The 22,268-nt window shown below is 40.3% G+C and carries 15 protein-coding genes and 1 pseudogene; 10 read left to right on the top strand and 6 right to left on the bottom strand.

Features of this window, described 5'->3' with window-relative positions; translation table 11 throughout:
• Window positions 1-24: 24 nt before the first annotated feature.
• The 3 genes from AACU95_RS10190 to sfsA all read right to left on the bottom strand — a co-directional run bounded on the left by AACU95_RS10190 (window position 25) and on the right by sfsA (window position 1,778).
• On the bottom strand, window positions 25-330 hold the full coding sequence (locus tag AACU95_RS10190; RefSeq protein WP_004252502.1) for a hypothetical protein: 306 nt from the start codon (window positions 328-330) through the stop codon (window positions 25-27).
• Between the two features lie 85 nt (window positions 331-415).
• Window positions 416-871, bottom strand: coding sequence for an RNA polymerase-binding protein DksA (dksA, locus tag AACU95_RS10185; RefSeq protein ID WP_004244998.1), 456 nt, complete (start codon window positions 869-871; stop codon window positions 416-418).
• 196 nt (window positions 872-1,067) lie between these two features.
• Window positions 1,068-1,778, bottom strand: a complete 711-nt coding sequence (sfsA, locus tag AACU95_RS10180; protein ID WP_004244997.1) for a DNA/RNA nuclease SfsA — start codon at window positions 1,776-1,778, stop codon at window positions 1,068-1,070.
• 85 nt (window positions 1,779-1,863) lie between these two features.
• On the opposite strand from sfsA, the gene hrpB reads away from it, so the two are divergent.
• The gene (gene hrpB, locus AACU95_RS10175; protein ID WP_141192055.1) at window positions 1,864-4,293 is read left to right on the top strand and encodes an ATP-dependent helicase HrpB; all 2,430 of its coding nucleotides are present in this window, start codon (window positions 1,864-1,866) and stop codon (window positions 4,291-4,293) included.
• Between the two features lie 131 nt (window positions 4,294-4,424).
• Window positions 4,425-6,734: pseudogene (mrcB, locus tag AACU95_RS10170) on the top strand (bifunctional glycosyl transferase/transpeptidase); the annotation flags it as partial.
• Window positions 6,735-6,836: 102 nt separating this feature from the next.
• Here the strand turns inward: mrcB and hemL are convergent.
• Window positions 6,837-8,123 (bottom strand): glutamate-1-semialdehyde 2,1-aminomutase, encoded by a 1,287-nt coding sequence (gene hemL, locus AACU95_RS10165; RefSeq protein ID WP_012367503.1) that lies wholly within the window; start codon window positions 8,121-8,123, stop codon window positions 6,837-6,839.
• A 277-nt stretch (window positions 8,124-8,400) separates the two neighbouring features.
• On the opposite strand from hemL, the gene erpA reads away from it, so the two are divergent.
• Complete coding sequence (gene erpA, locus AACU95_RS10160) at window positions 8,401-8,745, top strand: iron-sulfur cluster insertion protein ErpA (protein ID WP_004244992.1); 345 nt, start codon at window positions 8,401-8,403, stop codon at window positions 8,743-8,745.
• 165 nt (window positions 8,746-8,910) lie between these two features.
• On the opposite strand, the gene btuF is transcribed toward erpA, so the two are convergent.
• Together btuF and mtnN are read right to left on the bottom strand one after the other, a co-directional pair.
• On the bottom strand, window positions 8,911-9,741 hold the full coding sequence (btuF, locus tag AACU95_RS10155; protein ID WP_017827402.1) for a vitamin B12 ABC transporter substrate-binding protein BtuF: 831 nt from the start codon (window positions 9,739-9,741) through the stop codon (window positions 8,911-8,913).
• A gap of 99 nt (window positions 9,742-9,840) precedes the next feature.
• Window positions 9,841-10,548 carry a 5'-methylthioadenosine/S-adenosylhomocysteine nucleosidase gene (gene mtnN, locus AACU95_RS10150; protein WP_004244989.1) on the bottom strand — a complete coding sequence of 236 codons (708 nt, stop codon included), beginning with the start codon at window positions 10,546-10,548 and terminating at the stop codon, window positions 9,841-9,843.
• A 119-nt stretch (window positions 10,549-10,667) separates the two neighbouring features.
• On the opposite strand from mtnN, the gene dgt reads away from it, so the two are divergent.
• The 7 genes from dgt to AACU95_RS10115 all read left to right on the top strand — a co-directional run.
• Window positions 10,668-12,176: a dGTPase gene (gene dgt, locus AACU95_RS10145; RefSeq protein ID WP_012367509.1), complete on the top strand. Its 1,509-nt coding sequence runs from the start codon at window positions 10,668-10,670 to the stop codon at window positions 12,174-12,176.
• Window positions 12,177-12,563: 387 nt separating this feature from the next.
• Window positions 12,564-13,889 carry a 23S rRNA (uracil(1939)-C(5))-methyltransferase RlmD gene (rlmD, locus tag AACU95_RS10140; protein WP_004244987.1) on the top strand — a complete coding sequence of 442 codons (1,326 nt, stop codon included), beginning with the start codon at window positions 12,564-12,566 and terminating at the stop codon, window positions 13,887-13,889.
• A gap of 55 nt (window positions 13,890-13,944) precedes the next feature.
• Window positions 13,945-16,185: a GTP diphosphokinase gene (relA, locus tag AACU95_RS10135; protein WP_004244986.1), complete on the top strand. Its 2,241-nt coding sequence runs from the start codon at window positions 13,945-13,947 to the stop codon at window positions 16,183-16,185.
• A 110-nt stretch (window positions 16,186-16,295) separates the two neighbouring features.
• Entirely contained in the window at window positions 16,296-17,093 is a 798-nt protein-coding gene (gene mazG / locus AACU95_RS10130) for a nucleoside triphosphate pyrophosphohydrolase (protein WP_012367510.1), read from the top strand.
• A 511-nt stretch (window positions 17,094-17,604) separates the two neighbouring features.
• The gene (gene pyrG, locus AACU95_RS10125) at window positions 17,605-19,242 is read left to right on the top strand and encodes a glutamine hydrolyzing CTP synthase (protein ID WP_004244983.1); all 1,638 of its coding nucleotides are present in this window, start codon (window positions 17,605-17,607) and stop codon (window positions 19,240-19,242) included.
• A 64-nt stretch (window positions 19,243-19,306) separates the two neighbouring features.
• Window positions 19,307-20,608, top strand: coding sequence for a phosphopyruvate hydratase (gene eno / locus AACU95_RS10120; RefSeq protein WP_004244982.1), 1,302 nt, complete (start codon window positions 19,307-19,309; stop codon window positions 20,606-20,608).
• Window positions 20,609-20,928: 320 nt separating this feature from the next.
• Window positions 20,929-22,268: SLC13 family permease (locus tag AACU95_RS10115; RefSeq protein WP_161737053.1), on the top strand; the 1,340-nt coding region annotated here is incomplete at its 3' end.

Below are 22,268 nucleotides of genomic sequence, written 5' to 3'. Positions count from 1 at the left end.
TTATTGTGCATCTTCATCATAATGTTAACGAATAATCTTGCCTGACAGCAACGGTTGACGAGGTAAGAAAATGTGCTCCATCAATATTGTTCCTTGCTTATGGCCATCAGCTATAGTGATAGAATTATACGCAAATAACTTCTCTTTTATGTGAATAAACATCGTCATCACAGTGCGAATAGTCTGAGTTATTGTATCAAGAAGTATTAATTGGAGGATGATATTATTGATGTGAAAGCGCCAACGCTCATAATTTGTGTCAGCTTGAAGATAACGAGCCAATGCTGTAACCAAACCACCAAAACAAAGTTGGTTTATTAATAATGGCACTAAATGCCTAATACACATTGTCATCTTGGGTATTAATGTTTAGATTAAAGCCCCAGCACCTAAGTACTGAGGCTATACTCATTAATTAGCCAGCCATCTGTTTTTCACGGATTTCAGCTAATGTTTTACAGTCGATACAGAGATCGGCTGTTGGACGAGCTTCTAAACGGCGGATGCCGATTTCAACACCGCAAGACTCACAAAAGCCGAAGTCATCATCTTCAACTTTCTTCAGTGTTTTCTCAATTTTCTTTATGAGTTTACGTTCACGATCACGGTTACGCAGCTCAAGACTGAATTCTTCTTCTTGTGCAGCACGGTCAACAGGATCGGGGAAGTTGGCCGCCTCATCTTGCATATGAGTGACGGTACGGTTGACTTCATCCCTGAGCTGATTGCGCCAAGATTCAAGTATTAGCTTAAAATGCGCTAATTGGGCTTCGTTCATGTACTCTTCGCCCGGTTTTTCCTGATATGGCTCAACGCCAGCAATAGCGAGAATGCTCATGGACGATGTTTTACGCTTTTGCCCTTCTTGCATAATGCTTCTCCTACATACGCATTTTCTGAATAATCCCCCACCTTAAATAGGAAGGGAAAAAAATAGGGCGCTATAAATAGCAGATGCCCGCGCGGATAGCAATTATTCCTTTAATAAGTTTTCTCATGATGTGAAGGCACGCAAGTAAAAAGGCCATTTTAGTTAAAAAATACTTAACCAACACCATGAAAATGTATTAACCTTTTGAAATAAAAGGTAATTGCTTTCCAATTGTTAAATCGTACTCACTAATATTGATGCGATAACATAAAATTTCAACCCCAGCATCACATGCTTGTTTTAGCAATAAGTCATACTTAGGGTCAATCTCTTTAGCAACAGACACTTGTGTAATGCCAGTATGGGGGACAGCGTAAAATAAGATAGCCCTTAAGCCCGATTTTGCGATAGCGGTCAACTCTCGAAGGTGCTTTTGACCTCGCTCTGTTTTAGCGTCAGGAAAATAGCCCATTCCAGCATCTAATAAAGTGACCGATTTCACTTCAATATAGCAGTCAACTTTATGATTTGACTTAAGTAAAATATCAATACGGCTATTCTCACTACCATACTTCACTTCGCGTCTTATCTCATCATAGTCAGATAATTCTGGAATATCGCCAGCTTCTATCGCATCGGCAATGATCGTATTAGCTCTTAAGGTATTAATACAGATCCAATCACCTGATTGAGTTTGGGTTAATTCCCAACTATGAGGATATTTTCTTTTGACATTCGATGACGTGGAATACCAAACCGTATCACCTGGAGTTGCGCATCCCGTCATCGCACCCGTATTAGCACAATGGAGCGTGAATTCTTCACCATTTGCCGTCACTACGTCTGCTAAAAAACGTTTGTATCGTTTTAATAAAGTGGCAGATTGTAGTGGTTGTTCAAATTTCATAATCACCCCGGTGAAAATACGTCCTTTAATAAAGGGCTAATGCTACAATGAGCCACAGAGAAAGTTAATCAGTTATGGAGCTTGTGTGCATCTATTGCCAATTTTTGAGGTAGCAGGATCTATTGTTACTGCATTAAAACAATGTCCCCAAGTCTTACTTCACGCCCCCACAGGGGCGGGAAAATCAACCGCACTGCCGCTGTATTTGCTTCAACAAAATATATTTGATGGCAAAATTATTTTATTAGAGCCAAGGCGTATTGCGGCAAAAAGCATCGCTTATCGTTTAGCAAGTCAACTCAATGAAGAGGTGGGTAAAACGGTGGGGTATCGCATGCGTGCTGAAAGTAAAGTGAGTCAGCAGACGCGCCTTGAAGTGATCACCGAAGGGGTGTTGACACGTATGTTACAGCAAGATCCTGAACTGACAGGTGTAAGTTTAGTGATACTTGATGAATTTCATGAGCGGAGTTTGCAAGCAGATTTAGCATTAGCACTGCTATTAGATGTGCAATCAGGATTACGTGATGATTTACGCCTTTTGGTGATGTCTGCAACATTAGATAATCAAAAATTAACTTCACTATTGCCGGATGCGCCGATGATTAGCTCTGAAGGGCGTAGTTATCCTGTTTCACGGCACTATTATCCTATTCAATCACACCTGCCTTTTGAACAAGAAGTTGCCACGATGGCGCGACGTTTGCTTACACAAGAGACGGGCTCTTTACTTGTTTTTTTGCCCGGTAGTGCAGAAATTATTAGAGTCGCGCAATTATTAGCTGACAAAGTGGATAAACACACCTTAATTTTTCCACTTTATGGGGCACTTTCATTAGCACAACAGCAACAGGCCATAGAGCCTGTAGAAAAGGGATATCGCAAAGTTGTATTAGCAACAAATATTGCAGAAACCAGTTTAACAATCGAAGGTATTCGCTTGGTGCTCGACAGTACCATTGAAAAACGTGCCCAGTTTGACTTAAAAAGTGGTGTAACAAGCTTATTGCGCCAACGAATAAGTCAAGCTTCACAAACGCAAAGAGCGGGGCGGGCAGGACGTCTTGAAGCCGGAATTTGTTGGCACTTAATCAGTCAGGAGCAAGCTGAGCGCGGGGCAACTCACCAAGTACCTGAAATTTTATCTAGTGATCTCTCTTCGTTATGGCTTTCAATATTGCAATGGGGATGTCGTGATATAAACCAACTCTCTTGGTTAGATACGCCTACACCAGCAGCAATAAACGCAGCTAAAACATTATTGCAACGATTAGGTGCCATTGATAATCAAGGGGGATTAACCTCGCGGGGAGTACGTATGGCACAGTGGGGCATCGATCCCCGATTGGCGGCAATATTAGATTATGCTAGTGAAAAAAGTGAGCATCATCTTGCTACCGCAGCAAGGTTGTGTGCCATTTTAGAACAGCCACCAAGAGACAGAGAGATTAATCTTGAATGGCTGATCCAACAGAAAAATCATCAATGGTCACAGCGTGAAAAACAGCTATTACAGCAATGCAAAGGGCAATGTCGCCCAGAATTATTAGCATCACTATTGAGTGTCGGATTTGCAGATAGAATAGCCAAAAACCGTGATAATCAAGGTCGATTTCGCCTCGCTAATGGACAAGGCGCAATGATGGATAATACTCAACCAATGAGCCAATCGCCGTGGATTTTAGCACCATTGTTGTTGCAAAATGCACATTATGCGGATGTGCGAATTTTATTAGCCTTACCTATTGATATTAATGAAGTATCCTCTATCTTTCCGGAATTGATACAAGATAATACCACCGTTGAATGGGATGAAAAGCGCGGTACACTTCTTGCGTGGCAACAGCGCCGATTAGGTCAGTTAACCGTTAGCCAAATGCCATTAGATAAACCTAATAAAGCGCAAATGCAAACGGCATTATTAAATTGGTTACGTAAACAAGGATTAAGTGCTCTACCCTTAAGTGAAGAGAGCAAGCAACTGTTTATTCGCCTTGCTTTAGCGCAAAAGTGGTGCCCTGAGGCCAATTTACCTGTATTGAATGAAGCCGTTTTATTAGACTCATTAGAATTGTGGTTACAACCTGAATTAGGCGATACCCAATCACTTAAGGCACTGCTACAAATGGATATTAATGGGATAATTAAAAATCAGTTAACTTGGCATGAGCAACAATTATTGCAAGAGCTGTTCCCAACACACTATATTGCTCCAACGGGCACTAAAGTGATGATTAAATATGATTTAGATAATCCGCCGATTATTGCTATCAGGATCCAAGAGGTTTATGGTGAAAAACAAAGTCCTATTGTGGCAAAAGGGCAATTACCTGTAGTGATGGAGTTACTTTCTCCGGCTATGCGACCTATCCAAAAAACACAAGATCTCGCTACTTTTTGGGCCGGAAGCTATACACAAGTACAAAAAGAGATGAAGGGGCGATATCCCAAACATTTGTGGCCAGATTCACCCGCAACAACGGCCCCCACTCGACGTGTAAAAAAATGGAGTTAGCGCGTATATATACGTGCTGAATAACAATTTGAGAGCTTTCCTGTGGGATAGCTTGGAAAAATAGCGACAATGTTAGGCTTCTTTACCCTAAGGGTGTGGTGAAGAGGTTTTAATGAGAGAAACTGTTCATGAGTAGAAAGAAAAAACCAGTAAAGAAAACCAATAGAAGGCGTTCTTGGTTTTGGTTATTTGTTAAAATCGCCATTGTGGTTGCGGTTTTAGTCGGCATCTATGGTGTTTATTTATATTCCCAAATTAAAGAGCGCCTTGACGGTAATGTATGGGAATTGCCTGCTGCCGTTTATGGACGTACTGTCAATTTAGAACCTGGCATGAACTATAGCCAAAAAGAGATGGTAAGCTTACTGGAAGGTATGCAGTATCGCCATGTCAATAAAATCACCCGTCCTGGGGAATTTGTCGTTAAAAATGGCACTATAGAGATGTTACGTCGACCGTTTGATTTTCCAGATGGTCGCGAAGAGCAAATTTTAGCGAAATTGACCTTTGAACAAAACTCATTGGTGAGTATCACCAATATGAATAATCAGCGTCAATTTGGTTTCTTCCGCCTCGATCCTAAGCTTATCACTATGATGCAATCGGCTAATGGTGAACAGCGTCTATTCTTAGCAAGAGATAAATTTCCTCAACTATTAGTCGATACATTAATTGCTACGGAAGATCGCCGTTTTTATGAGCATGATGGCATCAGTATTTATTCTATTGGTCGTGCGGTGTTAGCGAACTTTACCGCAGGTAGAGCGGTACAAGGGGGAAGTACTTTAACGCAGCAATTAGTAAAAAACTTATTCCTAACCAATGAAAGAACGCTAAAAAGAAAGCTTAATGAAGCCTATATGGCGATTATTATGGATGCGAGCTATAGCAAAGATCGTATTTTAGAGCTGTATCTTAATGAGGTGTTCTTAGGGCAAAGTGGTGATGAGCAAATTCGTGGTTTTCCATTGGCTAGCCTTTACTATTTTGGTCGACCTGTTGATGAACTAAGTCTTGATCAACAAGCATTATTGGTTGGAATGGTGAAAGGGGCTTCTGCATACAATCCATGGCGCAATCCTAAGGCTGCATTAGAGCGCCGTAATGTGGTACTAAAATTATTACAGACCCAACAAATTATCGATCAAGAGCTTTATGATGTATTAAGCGCACGTCCTTTAGGAGTAAAACCTCGTAGCGAAGCGCTAACGCCACAACCGGCATTTATGCAGTTAGTTCGTCAAGAGCTACAAACTAAATTAGGTGATCAGGTTAAAGATTTATCGGGGACTAAAATTTTTACAACGCTTGATCCTGTTTCACAAGATGCAGCGGAAAAAGCGGTAGAAACGGGAGTTGCTGATTTACGTAAAACACGCAAAATCAACGATCTCGAAGGCGCAATGGTTGTTGTAGATCGCCTCAGTGGTGAGGTTAGGGCGTTAGTGGGCGGTTCACAACCACAATATGCCGGTTTTAATCGTGCCATGTCCGCACGCCGTTCAATTGGCTCATTAGCAAAACCGGCAACTTATTTAACCGCATTAAGTGAGCCTGAGCGTTTTCGTTTAAATACCTGGTTGGCGGATGAACCTATTTCAGTGCCTATTCCGGGAGGAAAACCATGGCAACCACGTAACTACGATCGTGGTTATAAAGGGCGATTAATGTTGGTGGATGCTCTTGCTACATCACGTAATGTACCAACGGTTAATCTTGGTTTAGAAGTCGGGTTAGACCAAGTGATCAAAACGTGGATCAAACTAGGTGCCCCAGCAGAAAATTTAGAAAAAGTACCAGCGATGTTACTTGGCGCACTAAACTTAACCCCAATGGAAGTGGCGCAAACTTTCCAAACAATCGGAAGTTTAGGTAATCGCGCTAAATTATCGGCATTGCGCTCTGTTATCAACCAAGATGGTACGGTGCTTTATCAAAGCTACCCGCAAGCAGAAACAACGGTTTCTCCACAAGCAGCATATATGACACTGTTTGGTATGCAACAGGTGGTTAATTCAGGTACAGCAGCACGAGCATTAAAACCTAAATTTGGTCAATATAACCTTGCAGGTAAAACCGGAACCACCAACGACTTACGTGATAGCTGGTTTGCGGGTATTGATGGTAAAGAAGTTACTATTGCATGGATGGGACGTGATAATAATGGCCCAACTAACTTAACAGGATCGACAGGGGCATTGATCCTTTATCGTCATTATTTAGAAAATCAAACACCATTAACATTAAATCCACCTGTACCAGAAGATATAGCACAGATGTCGATTAATGCTGAAGGTAACTTTGTTTGTTATGGTGGCGGCGTGCGTACATTACCTGTGTGGACAGCAGATCCTGATAGCCTCTGTACACCGTTACCACAAGAGAGCGACGGCGACGATAGTGCGGCACCTAAATGGTTACGCGATCTGTTTTCTGAGTAATTATTCGCAATACTATTGAGATAAAAAATATCCTCCTGCAATCGCGGAGGATATTTTTTTGCCAGCAATACCAGCAATAAATGCTATTTAAGTAATGAAAGATTACGCTTTCATTTTGCTAAAGGCGTATTCAGCCGCATCGATAGTACGTTGAATATCTTCTTTGCTATGAGCAATAGACATAAAGCCAGCTTCAAAAGCCGACGGAGCGAGGTAAATACGTTTTTCTAACATTAAGTGGAAGAACTGTTTGAAGCGTTCGACATCGCAGTTCATTACGTCTTGATAGCAAGTCACTTCTTTGGCATCGGTAAAGAATAAACCAAACATACCGCCTACATGGTTTACTACCATAGGGATACCTGCTTGTTGTGCTTTTTCAAGTAAGCCATCCGCTAACATAGTAGTAAGTTCATCCAGTGTTTGGTGAACTCCCGGTTGTGAAACTTCTTGCAAACAAGCTAGACCCGCCGCCATCGCAATGGGGTTACCCGATAATGTTCCCGCTTGGTAGACAGGACCGATAGGGGCTAATTGAGACATCACTTCTTTATGTCCGCCGAAGGCGCCTACAGGCATGCCACCACCTATAATTTTACCTAAACAGGTCAAGTCAGGATCAACATCGTAATAAGCTTGTGCGCCGCCTAATGCGACACGAAAACCTGTCATTACTTCATCAATAATCAGTAATGCACCAAATTCATCACATAATGCACGTAATCCCGGTAGAAAATCGGCTTTAGGTGGAACACAGTTCATATTACCGGCAACGGGTTCAACAATAATACAGGCGATTTCTTCCGGATAATTTTCAAATGCTTGACGTACTGAATTTAAATCGTTGTAAGTACAAGTTAAAGTGTGTTTAACAAAATCAGCAGGAACACCTGGAGAGTTTGGTTGTCCCATCGTCAATGCACCAGAGCCTGCTTTGACTAATAAGCAGTCTGCATGTCCATGGTAACAGCCTTCAAATTTAATGATTTTGTCACGACCCGTGTAGCCACGAGCAAGACGAATGGCACTCATGGTGGCTTCTGTACCTGAGTTCACCATACGAACCATATCCATCGAAGGCACTAACTCAGTGACTAAATTTGCCATTTCCACTTCAGCAGCCGTAGGAGCACCAAAGCTTAGGCCTTTTTGCACCGCATCAGTTACAGCGTGGCGAATAGCGGGGTGATTGTGGCCTAATACCATCGGTCCCCATGAACCGACATAGTCAAGATAAGCACGTCCATCGGCATCATAAATATACGCACCATTAGCACGTTCAATAAAAAGCGGTGTGCCACCAACACCGTTAAATGCTCTAACCGGTGAATTGACGCCACCAGGTATCACTTGTTGTGCGAGATTATAAAGCGTTTCAGACTTGCTCATGTCAGACTCCTAATGATGGGTGAGCGTAAGATTAACGCCTATTCTAAAGCACAGTGCAGATGAAGCCAAATACACGACAACAACATTTTGATTTATCATTGTTATTGTTCGAGTTGGCACTCATTAATAAAGAAAAGTTGTGTATCAAAAAGTGCATTTTGTCCACAACAAACTTGAAGGTTAAGAGCAGGTATTAGATAATCATCACATTATATCAGCAAGAAGCATCAATTTTTGCTGGCTGTTTTTTACTGGATTATCCAGTCTGGAGTGAACAATGAGTGATGATATGGCTCTGCCGTTACAATTTACAGATGCGGCTGCAAATAAAGTAAAAGATCTAATTGCGGATGAAGAAAACCCAAATCTGCGTCTACGTGTTTATATCACCGGTGGTGGCTGTAGCGGATTCCAGTATGGTTTTACCTTTGATGATGCTATGAATGAAGGTGATATGACCATAGAAAAACAAGGCGTTGCCTTAGTTATTGATCCAATGAGCTTGCAGTATTTAGTGGGTGGCTGTGTTGATTATACTGAAGGCCTTGAAGGCTCACGTTTTATCGTCACCAATCCTAATGCGAAAAGCACTTGTGGTTGTGGTTCATCGTTTAGTATCTGATTTTTATATTATTTGACGTCGTGGCTATCCTGCCTTGCCACGGCGTTAGTCATCCCCGTATCTTTATATATGCCCCGCTCACTGCACGTTATTGGTTGTGTTGCAGCTTGCCTACGACTCTTGTCTGTTAACCTCTTCAATCTTCATTTAAATAGTTAATTGACTTTAAAATGAGTGGATTGCGATAGACTCACAAATCTGTTGAGCCGCATAAATAATACGTGGTGCTGGTCGGCTAAAACTATCTTCATCAATAGCGATAATAGGAATATCTAGTTGAGGTTGCCAAAATTGTTGTATTGCGGCAATTTGGTTTGGTTTACCACTAAATAAAATCAAATCAGGTTTTTTACTGATCACTTGCTCGCGGCTGACTTGTGGCCAAGGAACTGCACTATTCGCAAAAATATTTTCTCCGCCACAAAGTTCGGTAATCTCATTTTGTAATGAATGTTTTGATGTCGTAAATAGGGGTTGCATACCAAATTGAATAAAGACTTTTTTCTTCGCTTGATGAGGCGTCGTTGAGGCGTACTTTTGCTGTAATTCTTGATATTGCTGACGTAATTTTTGTGCACTTGCTAAAGCGACTTCAGGATGAGTGCTATAAGAAGAAAGTCGGGTAAGATCGTCAATGATTTCTTCGATACTGTGTGGATCAGAGTAAATAATAGGGATACCCAATGATTTTAACTGATCGAGCGGTCGTTGAGGATTACCGCTTGGCCATGCAATAATTAAATCAGGTTTTAATAGCAAAATGCGTTCTACATTAATGCCTTGCCAGTCGGCAACTTGTACGAGATCTTTTGCTGCTTGTGGATAATCAGAATAAGCGCTCGCCGCAACCATATTCTCTCCCATACCTGCGGCATAAGCCATTTCCGTGGCAGACGGGGATAAAGTAATAACACGTTGTGCGGGAGTGGCTGCGATAACATAACAAGGTGTCAATATCAGGCTTAGCAGCAGTGCAAAAGTGTTTAAGAAACGCATTTTTCTCGTCTTTATAGTCAAATATACCCGTCTATTTTTATCTTACCTGCTGAGCTAAAAGAGAGACGGGTTTGTTAAGCGGCTTATCGATTAAATAAATTAAAACTGAGTCTCTGTTTTTAATTTATCAAGCATAGTAGTGACCATTAAGCTTGATTGTTGTGCGGCAACAGATAAAAACTCATCAAAACTTAAATGCGATTCTTTATCTGCCACATCTGAAATGGCACGAACAACAACAAAAGGTGTATCAAATTGATGGCAAACATGTCCAATAGCGGTTGATTCCATCTCAACAGCGACGACTTCTGGAAAAGTACGACGAATACGTGCTAATGGCTCGGCACCATTAATAAAAGCATCGCCACTACAGATTAATCCACGCACGGCATTTAATTTTAGTGATCCAATACACTCTTGAGCAATATTGACCAGTTTGGGATCGGCAATAAATGCCGGCGGGCATTGTGCCATTTGTCCTGGTTCATAACCGAAAGCAGTAACGTCGGCATCGTGATAACGTACTTCTGTTGATACGACAATATCGCCAACATTTAATTTTGCATCTAACCCACCTGCAGAGCCGGTGTTGATCACAACATCAGGGCGAAAATGTTCAAGTAATAGTGTGGTACCGATGGCGGCTGCCACTTTACCAATGCCTGATTTTAGTAATGCAACATCTACACCATTGATTTTGCCAGTATAAATTTCACAACCACCACGAGAGACTATTTCGCAGTTTTCAATTTGTTCACGCAGAAGTTTGACTTCTTGTTCCATTGCACCTATTACGCCAACTCTCATTGTGTCATACTCCCTTGTAGGTTAATAATATATAGCGTTAACCAAGAGTTTATCATTTATCGCAAAAACACGATATAACGCAGCGAATTCGTTTCATCGATACCAGAAAGAGGATAGAAATGATCGATTTTAAACTGAAGTTAAATTATCAACGCAAATATAACAGCAGTGATATCGATATTGATGATGAAATGCAGATCTCGCGCCAATTTGAAAGCGATCGCGGGCGTATTATTAATTCAGCGGCGATCCGTCGGTTACAACAAAAAACACAGGTATTTCCATTAGAGCAAAATTCGGCGGTACGAAGTCGATTAACCCATTCGCTGGAAGTACAACAAATAGGCCGTTATATCGCTAAGCAAATAATCGGCGAACTAAAAAAGCATAATAAATTAGAAGAATATGGCTTAAATGAACGGATTGATAGCGTTGAAAGTTTAATTGAAATGGCGTGTTTAATGCACGATATTGGCAATCCTCCTTTTGGTCATTTTGGTGAAGCTGCAATTAAACATTGGTTTCGTAAGGTGTTAGCACCTGATGCTTCCATAGAATTTGATAATTGTCCTTTTTTACCTATTCGCTATTCAGCAGACCGACATTTAAATGAATTAAAACAGACTTTGCGTCAAGACTTATGCCATTTCGAAGGCAATGCTCAGGCAATTCGCATGGCGCATCACTTGTTAAAACTCAATTTAACCTATGCGCAAATTGGCTGTGTTTTAAAATATACACGTCCAGCTTATTGGCAAGGTGCTACGCCGAAAGAATTTAGCTATTTAATGAAAAAACCAGGTTATTACTGGTCTGAAGCTGAATTTGTTAAAGAAGTGCAAGAAAAACTTGCAATGAAAGATTTTTGTCGTTTTCCACTGACTTATATTATGGAAGCGGCAGATGATATTTCTTATTGTATTGCTGATTTAGATGATGCGGTAGAAAAAGGCATTTTTGATATCAATCGCTTAGTGCAGTTATTAAAAAATGCATGGAGTGAAAGTGGTGCGGTAACAGAAGGTGATCTGTTTGATATCACTGTTAATCGAGCTTTTAAAAAAGTGGATCAAAATGAAGCTAAGCGTAGCATGCAAGATCAATTTTTTATGTATTTGCGCGTCTATATTACCGGAAAATTAGTACCTTACACCGCCTATCGCTTTATCAAAAACTTACCTCAAGTTTATGAAGGCAACTTTAACCATGCTTTACTGGAAGGAAAGAGTGCTGAACATCGTTTATTGACAACGTTAAAACGAGTGGCGCAAAAGTGGGTATTTAGTCACCCCGAAGTTGAAGAGCTTGAAATGAAGGGCTATCGAGTGATCAGTGGGTTATTGGATATTTATAAGCCATTGCTTTTATTATCGACCGATGATTTTCTAAGACTACATAAATATAATGAACATCCTCATTATGTTATTGAGACGCGTTTATATCATAAGCTTTCGATTAAACATAAGCTTGCTTATAATGAAGCATTAGAAAAAATTTACGATATTAATAGTGAAGAGGGAAAAACCTTAGAGTTTTATTATCGTACAAGATTGATACAAGATTATATCAGTGGTATGACCGACCATTATGCATATGAAGAATATAGAAAATTAATGGTATGTGATTAATGTGTAATCGATTGAAATATCTATCATATTGATTAATGATAATTTTTAGATTTTTCTTAGAGATAGTTACGCGTTATTAAAATAACAGAAAATATTTGTTATTAATTGTAAATATATTCAATGTAAACGTTATATATAATAGTTTTTAGTTATAGAATAATATTAAATCTATATAAAAGAGTACTTCTACTTGTTAGCATAAAAATATTTTTCGATTTCATAAAAATATTGCTTATATCAGTTAAGTAAATAACTTGTTCGATGGTATACTCTCCTCATATCTTATTCTAAATGGTCTAGTAAACACTTAATTCTGTTTGCGGAGTGAAAATGTCAAACTAGGCTGTTTTAGAGTTAATCCGCAATAGATTCATAAAATTTAATACTATGGTGCAGTTTTATTCCCCTAAAAAACGTCCTGCTAAAAAACAGGTAAAAAACTTGGCGGTAACCGCTAATGCATTGGATGCTAACGGTCAAGGTATTGCTCATGCTGAGGGCAAAACCATTTTTGTTAAAGGATTACTTCCACAAGAAACTGCACGCATTCGTTTGACCGAAGAAAAACGCCAGTTTGCCAAGGGAGAAGTGATCACACGATTAACCACAAACCCAGAAAGAGTGACACCACCCTGTCAGTACTATCAACATTGTGGTGGGTGCCAGCAACAACATGTGCCTATTGATTGGCAACGTACCACTAAAGCTGAGGTTTTATCACATCTTATTAAACGTGAAACTAATGTAGTCATTTCAGCACAGCCTGTTATTGCCGGTGCGGAGTATGGCTATCGGCGCCGAGCAAGATTAGGGTTACGTTATCACCCTAAAAAGGGTTTGGTAATGGGATTTCGCCAAGCACTTTCTAATGACTTAGTGATGGTCACCCAATGCCCAGTATTAAAACCACAACTTAATGTACTGTTATTGCCACTGTGGCAGTGTTTAAAGCAACTCTCTGTCGTGCGTGATTTAGGTCATGTGGAATTAGTGTTAGCAGATAATGGGCCATTAGTGATTTTGCGTCATTTATCACCGCTATCTGAGGGTGATAAGCAATTGTTAGATGATTTTTCTCATCACGCTCAAGTGATGATATATCTGGCGGGTGATAATGGTGAGATCGCACAATTAACAACGATTGAGAAGGAACCCTTCTATCAGATAGAGGGTCTAAAATTACACTTTGCACCAACGGATTTTATTCAAGTTAATGATGAAATAAATCATAAGATGGTTGCTCAAGCGATAGCATGGCTCGATTTATCGCCAAACGATCGCGTACTAGACTTGTTTTGTGGCATGGGTAACTTCACATTACCTATGGCAAAGCGTGTTGATAAAGTCGTTGGGGTCGAAGGTGTTCCTGCACTGGTGGCGATGGCGAAAAAAAATGCTGAACTTAATCAATTAGATAATGTTCAGTTTTGGCATGCTGATTTATCCGCCGATTTTTCTGCTATGCCTTGGGCACAGGAAGGATTTAATAAAGTTCTGCTAGATCCCGCAAGAGCGGGAGCTGCACAAGTGATGTCACATATTGTGACGTTATCCGCAGAAAAAATTGTGTATGTTTCCTGTAATCCGACCACGTTAGCCAGAGATAGTAAGATATTATTAGATTCCGGATATCAGCTAACCCAGTTAAGAATGTTGGATATGTTTCCACAAACAGGGCATCTGGAATCAATGGCATTGTTTATTCGCAAATAAACAGATAGCCACTCAATAAGTCGCAGATAAGATTTATATCGAGTAGGGAGAGAATATGGTTGCAGTTAGAAGTGCTCACTTAACACCTGCAGGGGAGTTTGCCGTTGATAAATGGGTTAATAGCTTGAATTTAACTCATGCGAATGCGGGGAGTGAAATCATGCAAACCTGGGAATACTGTCATCGTACTGTTCTGGGCCGTGAAGATGCGCAACTGTTGCTATGGCGCGGTGTTGAGATGGTTGAACTTCTTTCGACACTCAGTATGGATAAAGATAGCATGAGGGCAGCACTTCTCTTCCCACTTGCTGAAGAAGATCTTATTAACCAGGAAGTTATCACTGAACATTTTGGTGAGGCGATATGGAATTTAGTGCGTGGCGTAATGGAGATGGATGCTATTCGCCAGCTTAAAGCGACACATACCAACGAAACTAGCTCAGTACAAGTCGATAATGTACGCCGTATGTTATTGTCTATGGTAGAAGATTTTCGTTGTGTAGTTATTAAACTCGCAGAGCGGATTGCCCATTTACGTGAAGTGAAAGATGCCACTGAGGATGAACGAGTCTTAGCGGCAAAAGAGTGTTTTAATATCTATGCACCATTAGCCAATCGATTGGGGATTGGACAATTAAAATGGGAGCTTGAAGATTTCTGTTTCCGTTATCTTCATCCTGATGAATATAAGCAAATTGCAAATTTACTGCATGAACGCCGTATTGATCGCGAACAGTATATTGATAATTTCGTCAGTACGGTGCGTGGTTATATGCAGCAAGAGAATATTGAAGTCGATATCTACGGACGTCCCAAGCACATCTATAGTATTTGGCGAAAAATGAAGAAAAAAAATCTCGCCTTTGATGAGCTATTTGATGTTCGTGCGGTACGTATTGTTGTCGAACGCCTACAAGATTGTTATGCCGCTTTAGGTATTGTACATACTCATTTTCGTCATTTACCCGATGAATTTGATGATTATGTTGCCAATCCAAAACCAAATGGTTACCAATCTATTCATACGGTAGTACTTGGCCCTGAAGGTAAAACCGTTGAGATCCAAATACGTACTCGTCAGATGCATGAAGATGCTGAATTAGGTGTTGCAGCGCATTGGAAATATAAAGAAGGTGCTACTGGTGCAACAACCAAAGGCGGGACGGGAAGTTATGAAAATCGTATTGCGTGGTTACGTAAATTAATTGCATGGCAAGAAGAGATGGCTGATTCTGGTGAAATGCTAGATGAAGTACGTAGCCAAGTATTTGATGATCGCGTCTATGTCTTTACGCCAAAAGGGGATGTGATTGATTTACCTGCAGGCTCGACACCATTAGATTTTGCTTATCATATTCATAGTGATGTTGGTCATCGCTGTATTGGTGCTAAAATCGGCGGGCGCATCGTTCCATTTAGCTATCAGCTACAAATGGGCGATCAAATTGAAATTATTACTCAAAAACACCCTAATCCAAGCCGAGATTGGCTAAATCCTAATCTTGGTTATGTGACAACCAGTCGTGGTAGAGCAAAGATCCACAACTGGTTCCGTAAACAAGATCGCGATAAAAATATTATTGCAGGCCGCCAAATCTTAGATAATGAATTAGCGCCGCTTGATATTAATATGAAAGAAGCAGAAAAACTGCTGATTGCTCGTTATAACGTCCATAGTCTTGATGAAGTGCTGGCAGGTATAGGCGTTGGTGATATCCGTATCAATCAATTAGTCAATTTCTTACAAAGTAAGCTGAATAAAGCCACAGCGGAAGATGAAGACAAAGAGGCGTTACGCTCATTAGAAAATAAAACGGCTACACCAAAAACAACCACGTCAGGTGGTGGCAGTATTGTGGTCGAGGGTGTCGGGAACTTAATGCATCATATCGCACGTTGTTGCCAACCTATTCCAGGCGATAATATCGTTGGATTTATTACCAAAGGACGTGGTATTTCAATTCACCGTGCAGATTGTGATCAATTAGCTGAGTTACTTTCTCACGCACCAGAGCGTATTGTCGATGCGGTGTGGGGTGAGAATTACTCAAGTGGTTATTCATTAGTGGTACGGGTTGTGGCTAATGATCGTAGTGGTTTATTACGCGATATCACCACTATTTTAGCTAATGAAAAAGTGAATGTGCTGGGAGTTAGTAGCCGCAGTGATGTGAAGCAACAAATAGCGACCATTGATATGAATATTGAGATTTATAATCTCCAAGTATTAGGGCGTATTTTAGCGAAACTCAATCAATTACCTGATGTCATAGAAGCCAAACGCTTTTCTCATTAAGACATTGGTCACCTTAACGGATAAAATGCCAAGCACAATGTGTCTTGGCATTTTTTTACGAAATTTTGTTAACTCGACATAACGATCACTTTTATATACAAGGCCAGATAATGTCAGAAAACCGTGAAATTTTACGTTTATTAGCCATTATGGCGCAATTACGTGATCCTCAAACAGGCTGTGAGTGGGATAGGGTACAAACCTTTGACACCATAGCCCCCTATACATTAGAAGAAACCTATGAAGTACTAGATGCCATTGCCCGCAAAGATTTTTCCGCACTTAAAGAGGAGTTAGGGGACTTACTCTATCAAGTCGTTTTTTATGCCAGAATGGCGCAAGAGCAGCAATTATTTGATTTTAATGATGTCTGTGAAGCTATCAGCAATAAATTAGAACGTCGTCATCCACATATTTTTGCTACAGAAAATGAAAATAATTTAGCGACTGAAAAGCATCGTTGGGAAAAAATCAAGGCTCAAGAGCGTGAAGCGAAAGCACAATATTCATTACTTGATGATATTCCTGCTACTTTACCGGCACTAATGAAAGCAGAGAAAATACAAAAGCGCTGTGCCTCCGTTGGCTTTGATTGGCACGAGCTTTCTCCTGTATTAGATAAAGTGTATGAAGAAATAGATGAAGTGATGGCAGAAGTGAAAAAAGCCCCTAGAGATGATCAACGTATTGAGGATGAGTTGGGGGATTTGCTTTTTTCTGTGGTTAATTTATCGCGCCATTTAAAACAAAAGCCAGAGCAGGCACTTAATCGAGCTTGTCGTAAATTTGAGCAACGGTTTAGGTTTGTTGAAAAAATGCTCACAGAGCAGGGTATAAACATAGAAAATGCTTCATTAGAAGAGATGGAGATCGGTTGGCAAAAAGCGAAGGAAAAAGAAATTGAGTGAAGAATGACTCATCATTATTTGTTTTTGTGACATTAAGTGCGAAAAATAATAGATGAAATCTCATTGTTTTTGCTCACTTTTTATAAAAAATTATAAAAGGCGAAATTATAAAAGGTAATTTTGCTTTTTTTATTTTAGGTGGCTTTAAATATCGTTGTTGCATTTGATTTGCTAAAAAGTGTGATTAACCTCAAAAAAATTAAAAGCATGATCATAAGCAAAAGATATGTCACGAAACCTGCTACACTTTATATCGTGAAAAAAATAAAGCATCTATTCTCTAAAAGTGATATCTTAGCTGAAAGGATTAAGCTAAAATGCTTGAGAAATATTTTCACGGGTTTAGTTGATTGAATTTTTACTGTTTTTTCGTGTTTAAACGGATAAGTAATGTGATGAAAAAGAACTTTATACAACTAAGAATGTTTGTAGCGAAAATAAGGTTCGGGTATACTGTGTTCCCGTCCAGTTATATCCATCATCCAAATACACCTAAACTTTCAGGTTCAGCATGAAAACGAATTATATTTTTGTGACCGGCGGGGTCGTATCCTCTCTGGGTAAAGGCATTGCCGCAGCCTCTTTAGCGGCTATACTAGAAGCCCGTGGACTCAATGTCACCATGATGAAGTTAGATCCGTATATTAACGTCGATCCAGGTACGATGAGCCCAATTCAACACGGAGAAGTCTTCGTCACTGACGATGGAGCTGAAACTGATCTTGACTTAGGCCATTACGAGCGCTTTATTCGCACGAAAATGACGCGTCGTAATAACTTTACGACCGGCCGTGTATACTCAGAAGTGCTACGCAAAGAGCGTCGTGGTGACTATCTTGGTGCTACTATCCAAGTTATTCCTCATATCACTAATGAAATCAAAGAACGCATCATCCGTGGCGGTGAAGGTCATGATGTCGTGTTAGTTGAAGTTGGTGGTACTGTCGGTGATATCGAATCACTTCCTTTCTTAGAAGCTATCCGTCAAATGGCGGCGGAAGTAGGGCGTGAGCATACTTTCTATCTGCACTTAACATTAGTGCCTTATTTAGCGGCTTCGGGTGAAGTAAAAACCAAACCAACGCAACACTCTGTAAAAGAGTTACTCTCGATTGGTATTCAACCAGATGCATTAATTTGTCGCTCAGATCGCGTTATTCCAGCTAATGAACGCGCCAAAATTGCACTGTTTTGTAATGTTCCCGAGAAAGCGGTTATCTCATTAAAAGATGTCGATTCCATTTATAAAATCCCTGCACTCTTGAAATCGCAAGGATTAGATGATTATATCTGTAAACGATTCAGCTTAGATTGCCCAGTGGCAAATCTGTCTGAATGGGAACAGGTTATCTACGAAGAAGCCAACCCTGAAGGCGAAGTTACCATTGGTATGGTTGGTAAATATGTTGAATTACCAGATGCCTATAAATCAGTGATTGAAGCATTAAAACATGGTGGTTTCAAAAGCCGTGTTGCGGTAAATATCAAATTAATTGATTCTCAAGATGTGGAAACTCGTGGTGTAGAAATCCTAAAAGGGTTAGACGCAATCTTAGTTCCAGGTGGTTTTGGTGAACGTGGTGTTGAGGGCAAAATTATGGCTGCTCGATATGCACGTGAAAATAAAATCCCTTATTTAGGCATCTGTTTAGGTATGCAGGTGGCTATGATTGAATTTGCACGCAATGTTGCCAATATGGAAGATGCTAACTCCACAGAGTTTGCACCTGATTGTAAATACCCAGTTATTGCGCTTATTACTGAATGGCGTGATGAGAATGGCAATCTTGAAGTGCGTACAGAAAATAGTGACTTAGGTGGAACAATGCGCCTTGGTGCACAACCTTGTCATTTAAGTGGCGATAGTTTAGTGCGTACTCTGTATGGTAAAAATACTATTACAGAGCGTCATCGTCATCGTTATGAAGTGAATAATCTACTGTTAAAACGTATCGAAGATGCGGGTTTACGTATTGCAGGTCGTTCAGTTGATAACAAGCTGGTGGAAATTATTGAAAATCCAAATCATCCTTGGTTTGTTGCTTGTCAATTCCACCCTGAGTTTACCTCAACGCCACGTGACGGTCATCCGTTATTTGCTGGCTTTGTGAAAGCAGCCTTTGACTACCAAAAAGGCTTGCTAAAATAGGATATGTGAGAAGAGAGCGCGTATCTCTCTTCTCGGAAATTTAACTTGTACAGAGGAAAACCGTATGTCCAAAATCGTTAAAGTACTTGGTCGTGAAATTATCGATTCTCGTGGCAACCCAACAGTTGAAGCTGAAGTTCACTTAGAAGGTGGTTTTGTTGGTATGGCGGCGGCTCCATCAGGCGCATCAACAGGTTCTCGTGAAGCTTTAGAATTACGTGATGGCGATAAGTCACGTTTCTTAGGTAAAGGTGTTCTGAAAGCGGTTGAAGCTGTTAATGGACCAATCGCTAAAGCTCTTTTGGGTCAAGATGCTAAAGACCAAGCTAATATCGATAAAATCATGATCGATTTAGATGGTACTGAAAACAAATCAAACTTTGGTGCAAACGCAATCCTAGCTGTTTCTTTAGCAAACGCAAAAGCAGCTGCTGCAGCGAAAGGTATGCCTTTGTATGAGCATATTTCTGATCTGAACGGTACTCACGGTCAATACTCAATGCCTTTACCAATGATGAATATCATCAATGGTGGTGAGCATGCTGATAACAACGTTGATATCCAAGAGTTTATGATCCAACCTGTTGGCGCGCCTACTCTGAAAGAAGCGGTTCGTATGGGTTCTGAAATCTTCCATCACTTAGCAAAAGTGCTGAAAGCAAAAGGCATGAACACCGCGGTAGGTGATGAAGGTGGTTATGCGCCAAACTTAGAATCTAATGCGGCTGCATTAGCGGCTATCAAAGAAGCAGTAGAAGCTGCGGGTTATGTTTTAGGTAAAGATGTAACTCTGGCTATGGACTGTGCTGCATCTGAATTCTATAACAATGAGACTGGTAACTACGAACTGAAAGGCGAAGGTAAAACTTTCACTTCACAAGAATTCACTCATTACTTAGAAGAGCTGACTAAACAGTATCCAATCGTTTCTATCGAAGATGGCTTAAACGAATCTGACTGGGATGGTTTCGCATACCAAACTAAAGTACTTGGTGACAAAATCCAACTGGTTGGTGACGACCTGTTTGTAACTAATACTAAGATCCTAAAAGAAGGTATCGATAAAGGTATTGCTAACTCTATCCTGATCAAATTCAACCAAATCGGTTCACTGACAGAAACGTTAGCTGCTATCAAAATGGCGAAAGACGCAGGTTATACTGCTATCATCTCTCACCGCTCTGGTGAAACAGAAGATGCAACTATCGCTGATTTAGCAGTAGGTACAGCAGCAGGTCAAATCAAAACAGGTTCTATGAGCCGTTCTGACCGTGTTGCTAAATATAACCAGCTGATCCGTATCGAAGAAGCATTAGGTAGCAAAGCACCTTTCAATGGTCTGAAAGAAGTTAAAGGCCAAGCATAATCGTAATTTCGATTAGAAAGATTTATTAATTTTAAATGGGTGAATGTATTGTTCACCCATTTTTTTTGGCGCTAGATAGGGAAAGTAGGATATTTACACTAGAACAATGGAATAAAAAGTGTGATGCGTAAGAGAAAATAGTGTTCAATTTTTACTCTTTTATTAATAAATCGGTTAATTCTCGTGGATCAGATCCCAATTATAACTTTTGCACATTTTCAATGGAGTGAAATGTTTTTATATTTCACATATAACCTATTTCGTTAACAATTATGGCTTAGTGAACTTAATGTTCACGTCAGCTAATGTGGAGTATTATCATGGATGCGTCCAATTTAGCCCCATCGGCGAAATCAAGCCCGATAAACAAACGAGGGTTAATTATTTTAGCAATCGACGTTGTACTACTGCTGTTATTGCTAGAATTTTTACCCTACGATCCAAAAGCTAATGCAGGTTTAGCGTTAATGGTGTTTGTGGGTGTGTTATGGCTGACAGAAGCTATTCACGTAACTATTACAGCGTTGTTTATTCCAATCCTTGCGGTAGTGCTCGGGTTAATGAACACCAATGAATCGCTAAAATCTTTTGCTAATCCGATTATTTTCTTATTCTTCGGAGGATTTGCATTAGCAACAGCGCTTCATATTCAAGGATTAGATCGCTTAATCGCTAACCGCTTATTGATGATTGCTAAAGGCAAGCTCTCCATTGCTGTCTTGTTACTTTTTGGGGTAACGGCATTACTCTCAATGTGGATCAGTAACACGGCAACTGCGGCAATGATGTTACCGTTAGTGTTAGGCATTTTATCTAACTTAGATATTCGTTCAGAACGTAATACTTTCGTCTTCGTACTATTAGGTGTTGCTTATAGTGCCAGTATCGGTGGTTTAGGTACGTTGGTGGGTAGCCCGCCAAATGCAATTGCTGCTGCTCAACTAAATTTAGATTTTATTACTTGGATGAAGTACGGTGTTCCAATCATGTTAGTGCTATTGCCTATCATGTTTATTGTGATGTATCTGATGCTACGTCCTAACCTAAAACATAAGTTTGATCTGAAATTAGAAGTGTTAGAGTGGAATAACAAACGTGTTATTACCATGATTATCTTCTTAGTAACGGTATTTTGCTGGATCTTTAGCTCCTTTATCAGTAGCGCTTTCGGTGGTGTGAAAGATTTAGATACCGTCATTGCAGTCAGTGCCGCTATTGTTATTGGGGTGACGGGTGTCGCAAGTTGGAGCCAAATTCAGGAAAATACAGAGTGGGGCGTATTAATGCTGTTTGGTGGTGGTTTAACACTGAGCGCAATTTTACAATCTTCTGGTGCAAGTTTGGTTATGGCTGATTTTATGAAAGATACTTTTGGTAACAGCCATTGGTTTGTCATTATTCTTGCCGTAACAACCTTTATTATTGTTTTAACTGAATTCACCAGTAATACCGCCAGCGCTGCGTTACTTGTTCCTATCTTTGCAACGGTGGCACAAGCTTTAGGTATGCCTGTTATGGCGTTAACGATGATTATTGGTATCGGTGCATCATGTGCCTTTATGTTACCAGTGGCAACGCCACCCAATGCTATTGTATTTGGCTCCGGATATATTAAACAGACAGAGATGGTACGTGTAGGTGGGGTACTTAACCTTGTGTG

It is taken from the genome of Proteus sp. G4415 (genome assembly GCF_963896075.1).
In the GTDB taxonomy this organism is placed as follows: Bacteria; Pseudomonadota; Gammaproteobacteria; order Enterobacterales; family Enterobacteriaceae; genus Proteus; species Proteus mirabilis.
The sequence above is the reverse complement of the archived record's forward strand: the minus strand, read 5'-3'. Positions and strand labels throughout refer to the sequence as shown.

What these genes read in the sequence shown, in the direction of transcription:
- dgt (WP_012367509.1), top strand. Translation starts at nt 10,668, where the DNA reads ATGATCGATTTTAAACTGAAGTTAAATTATCAACGCAAATATAACAGC.
- rlmD (WP_004244987.1), top strand. Translation starts at nt 12,564, where the DNA reads ATGGTGCAGTTTTATTCCCCTAAAAAACGTCCTGCTAAAAAACAGGTA.
- dksA (WP_004244998.1), bottom strand. Translation starts at nt 871, where the DNA reads ATGCAAGAAGGGCAAAAGCGTAAAACATCGTCCATGAGCATTCTCGCT.
- mtnN (WP_004244989.1), bottom strand. Translation starts at nt 10,548, where the DNA reads ATGAGAGTTGGCGTAATAGGTGCAATGGAACAAGAAGTCAAACTTCTG.
- mazG (WP_012367510.1), top strand. Translation starts at nt 16,296, where the DNA reads ATGTCAGAAAACCGTGAAATTTTACGTTTATTAGCCATTATGGCGCAA.
- sfsA (WP_004244997.1), bottom strand. Translation starts at nt 1,778, where the DNA reads ATGAAATTTGAACAACCACTACAATCTGCCACTTTATTAAAACGATAC.
- eno (WP_004244982.1), top strand. Translation starts at nt 19,307, where the DNA reads ATGTCCAAAATCGTTAAAGTACTTGGTCGTGAAATTATCGATTCTCGT.
- btuF (WP_017827402.1), bottom strand. Translation starts at nt 9,741, where the DNA reads ATGCGTTTCTTAAACACTTTTGCACTGCTGCTAAGCCTGATATTGACA.
- pyrG (WP_004244983.1), top strand. Translation starts at nt 17,605, where the DNA reads ATGAAAACGAATTATATTTTTGTGACCGGCGGGGTCGTATCCTCTCTG.
- erpA (WP_004244992.1), top strand. Translation starts at nt 8,401, where the DNA reads ATGAGTGATGATATGGCTCTGCCGTTACAATTTACAGATGCGGCTGCA.
- relA (WP_004244986.1), top strand. Translation starts at nt 13,945, where the DNA reads ATGGTTGCAGTTAGAAGTGCTCACTTAACACCTGCAGGGGAGTTTGCC.
- hemL (WP_012367503.1), bottom strand. Translation starts at nt 8,123, where the DNA reads ATGAGCAAGTCTGAAACGCTTTATAATCTCGCACAACAAGTGATACCT.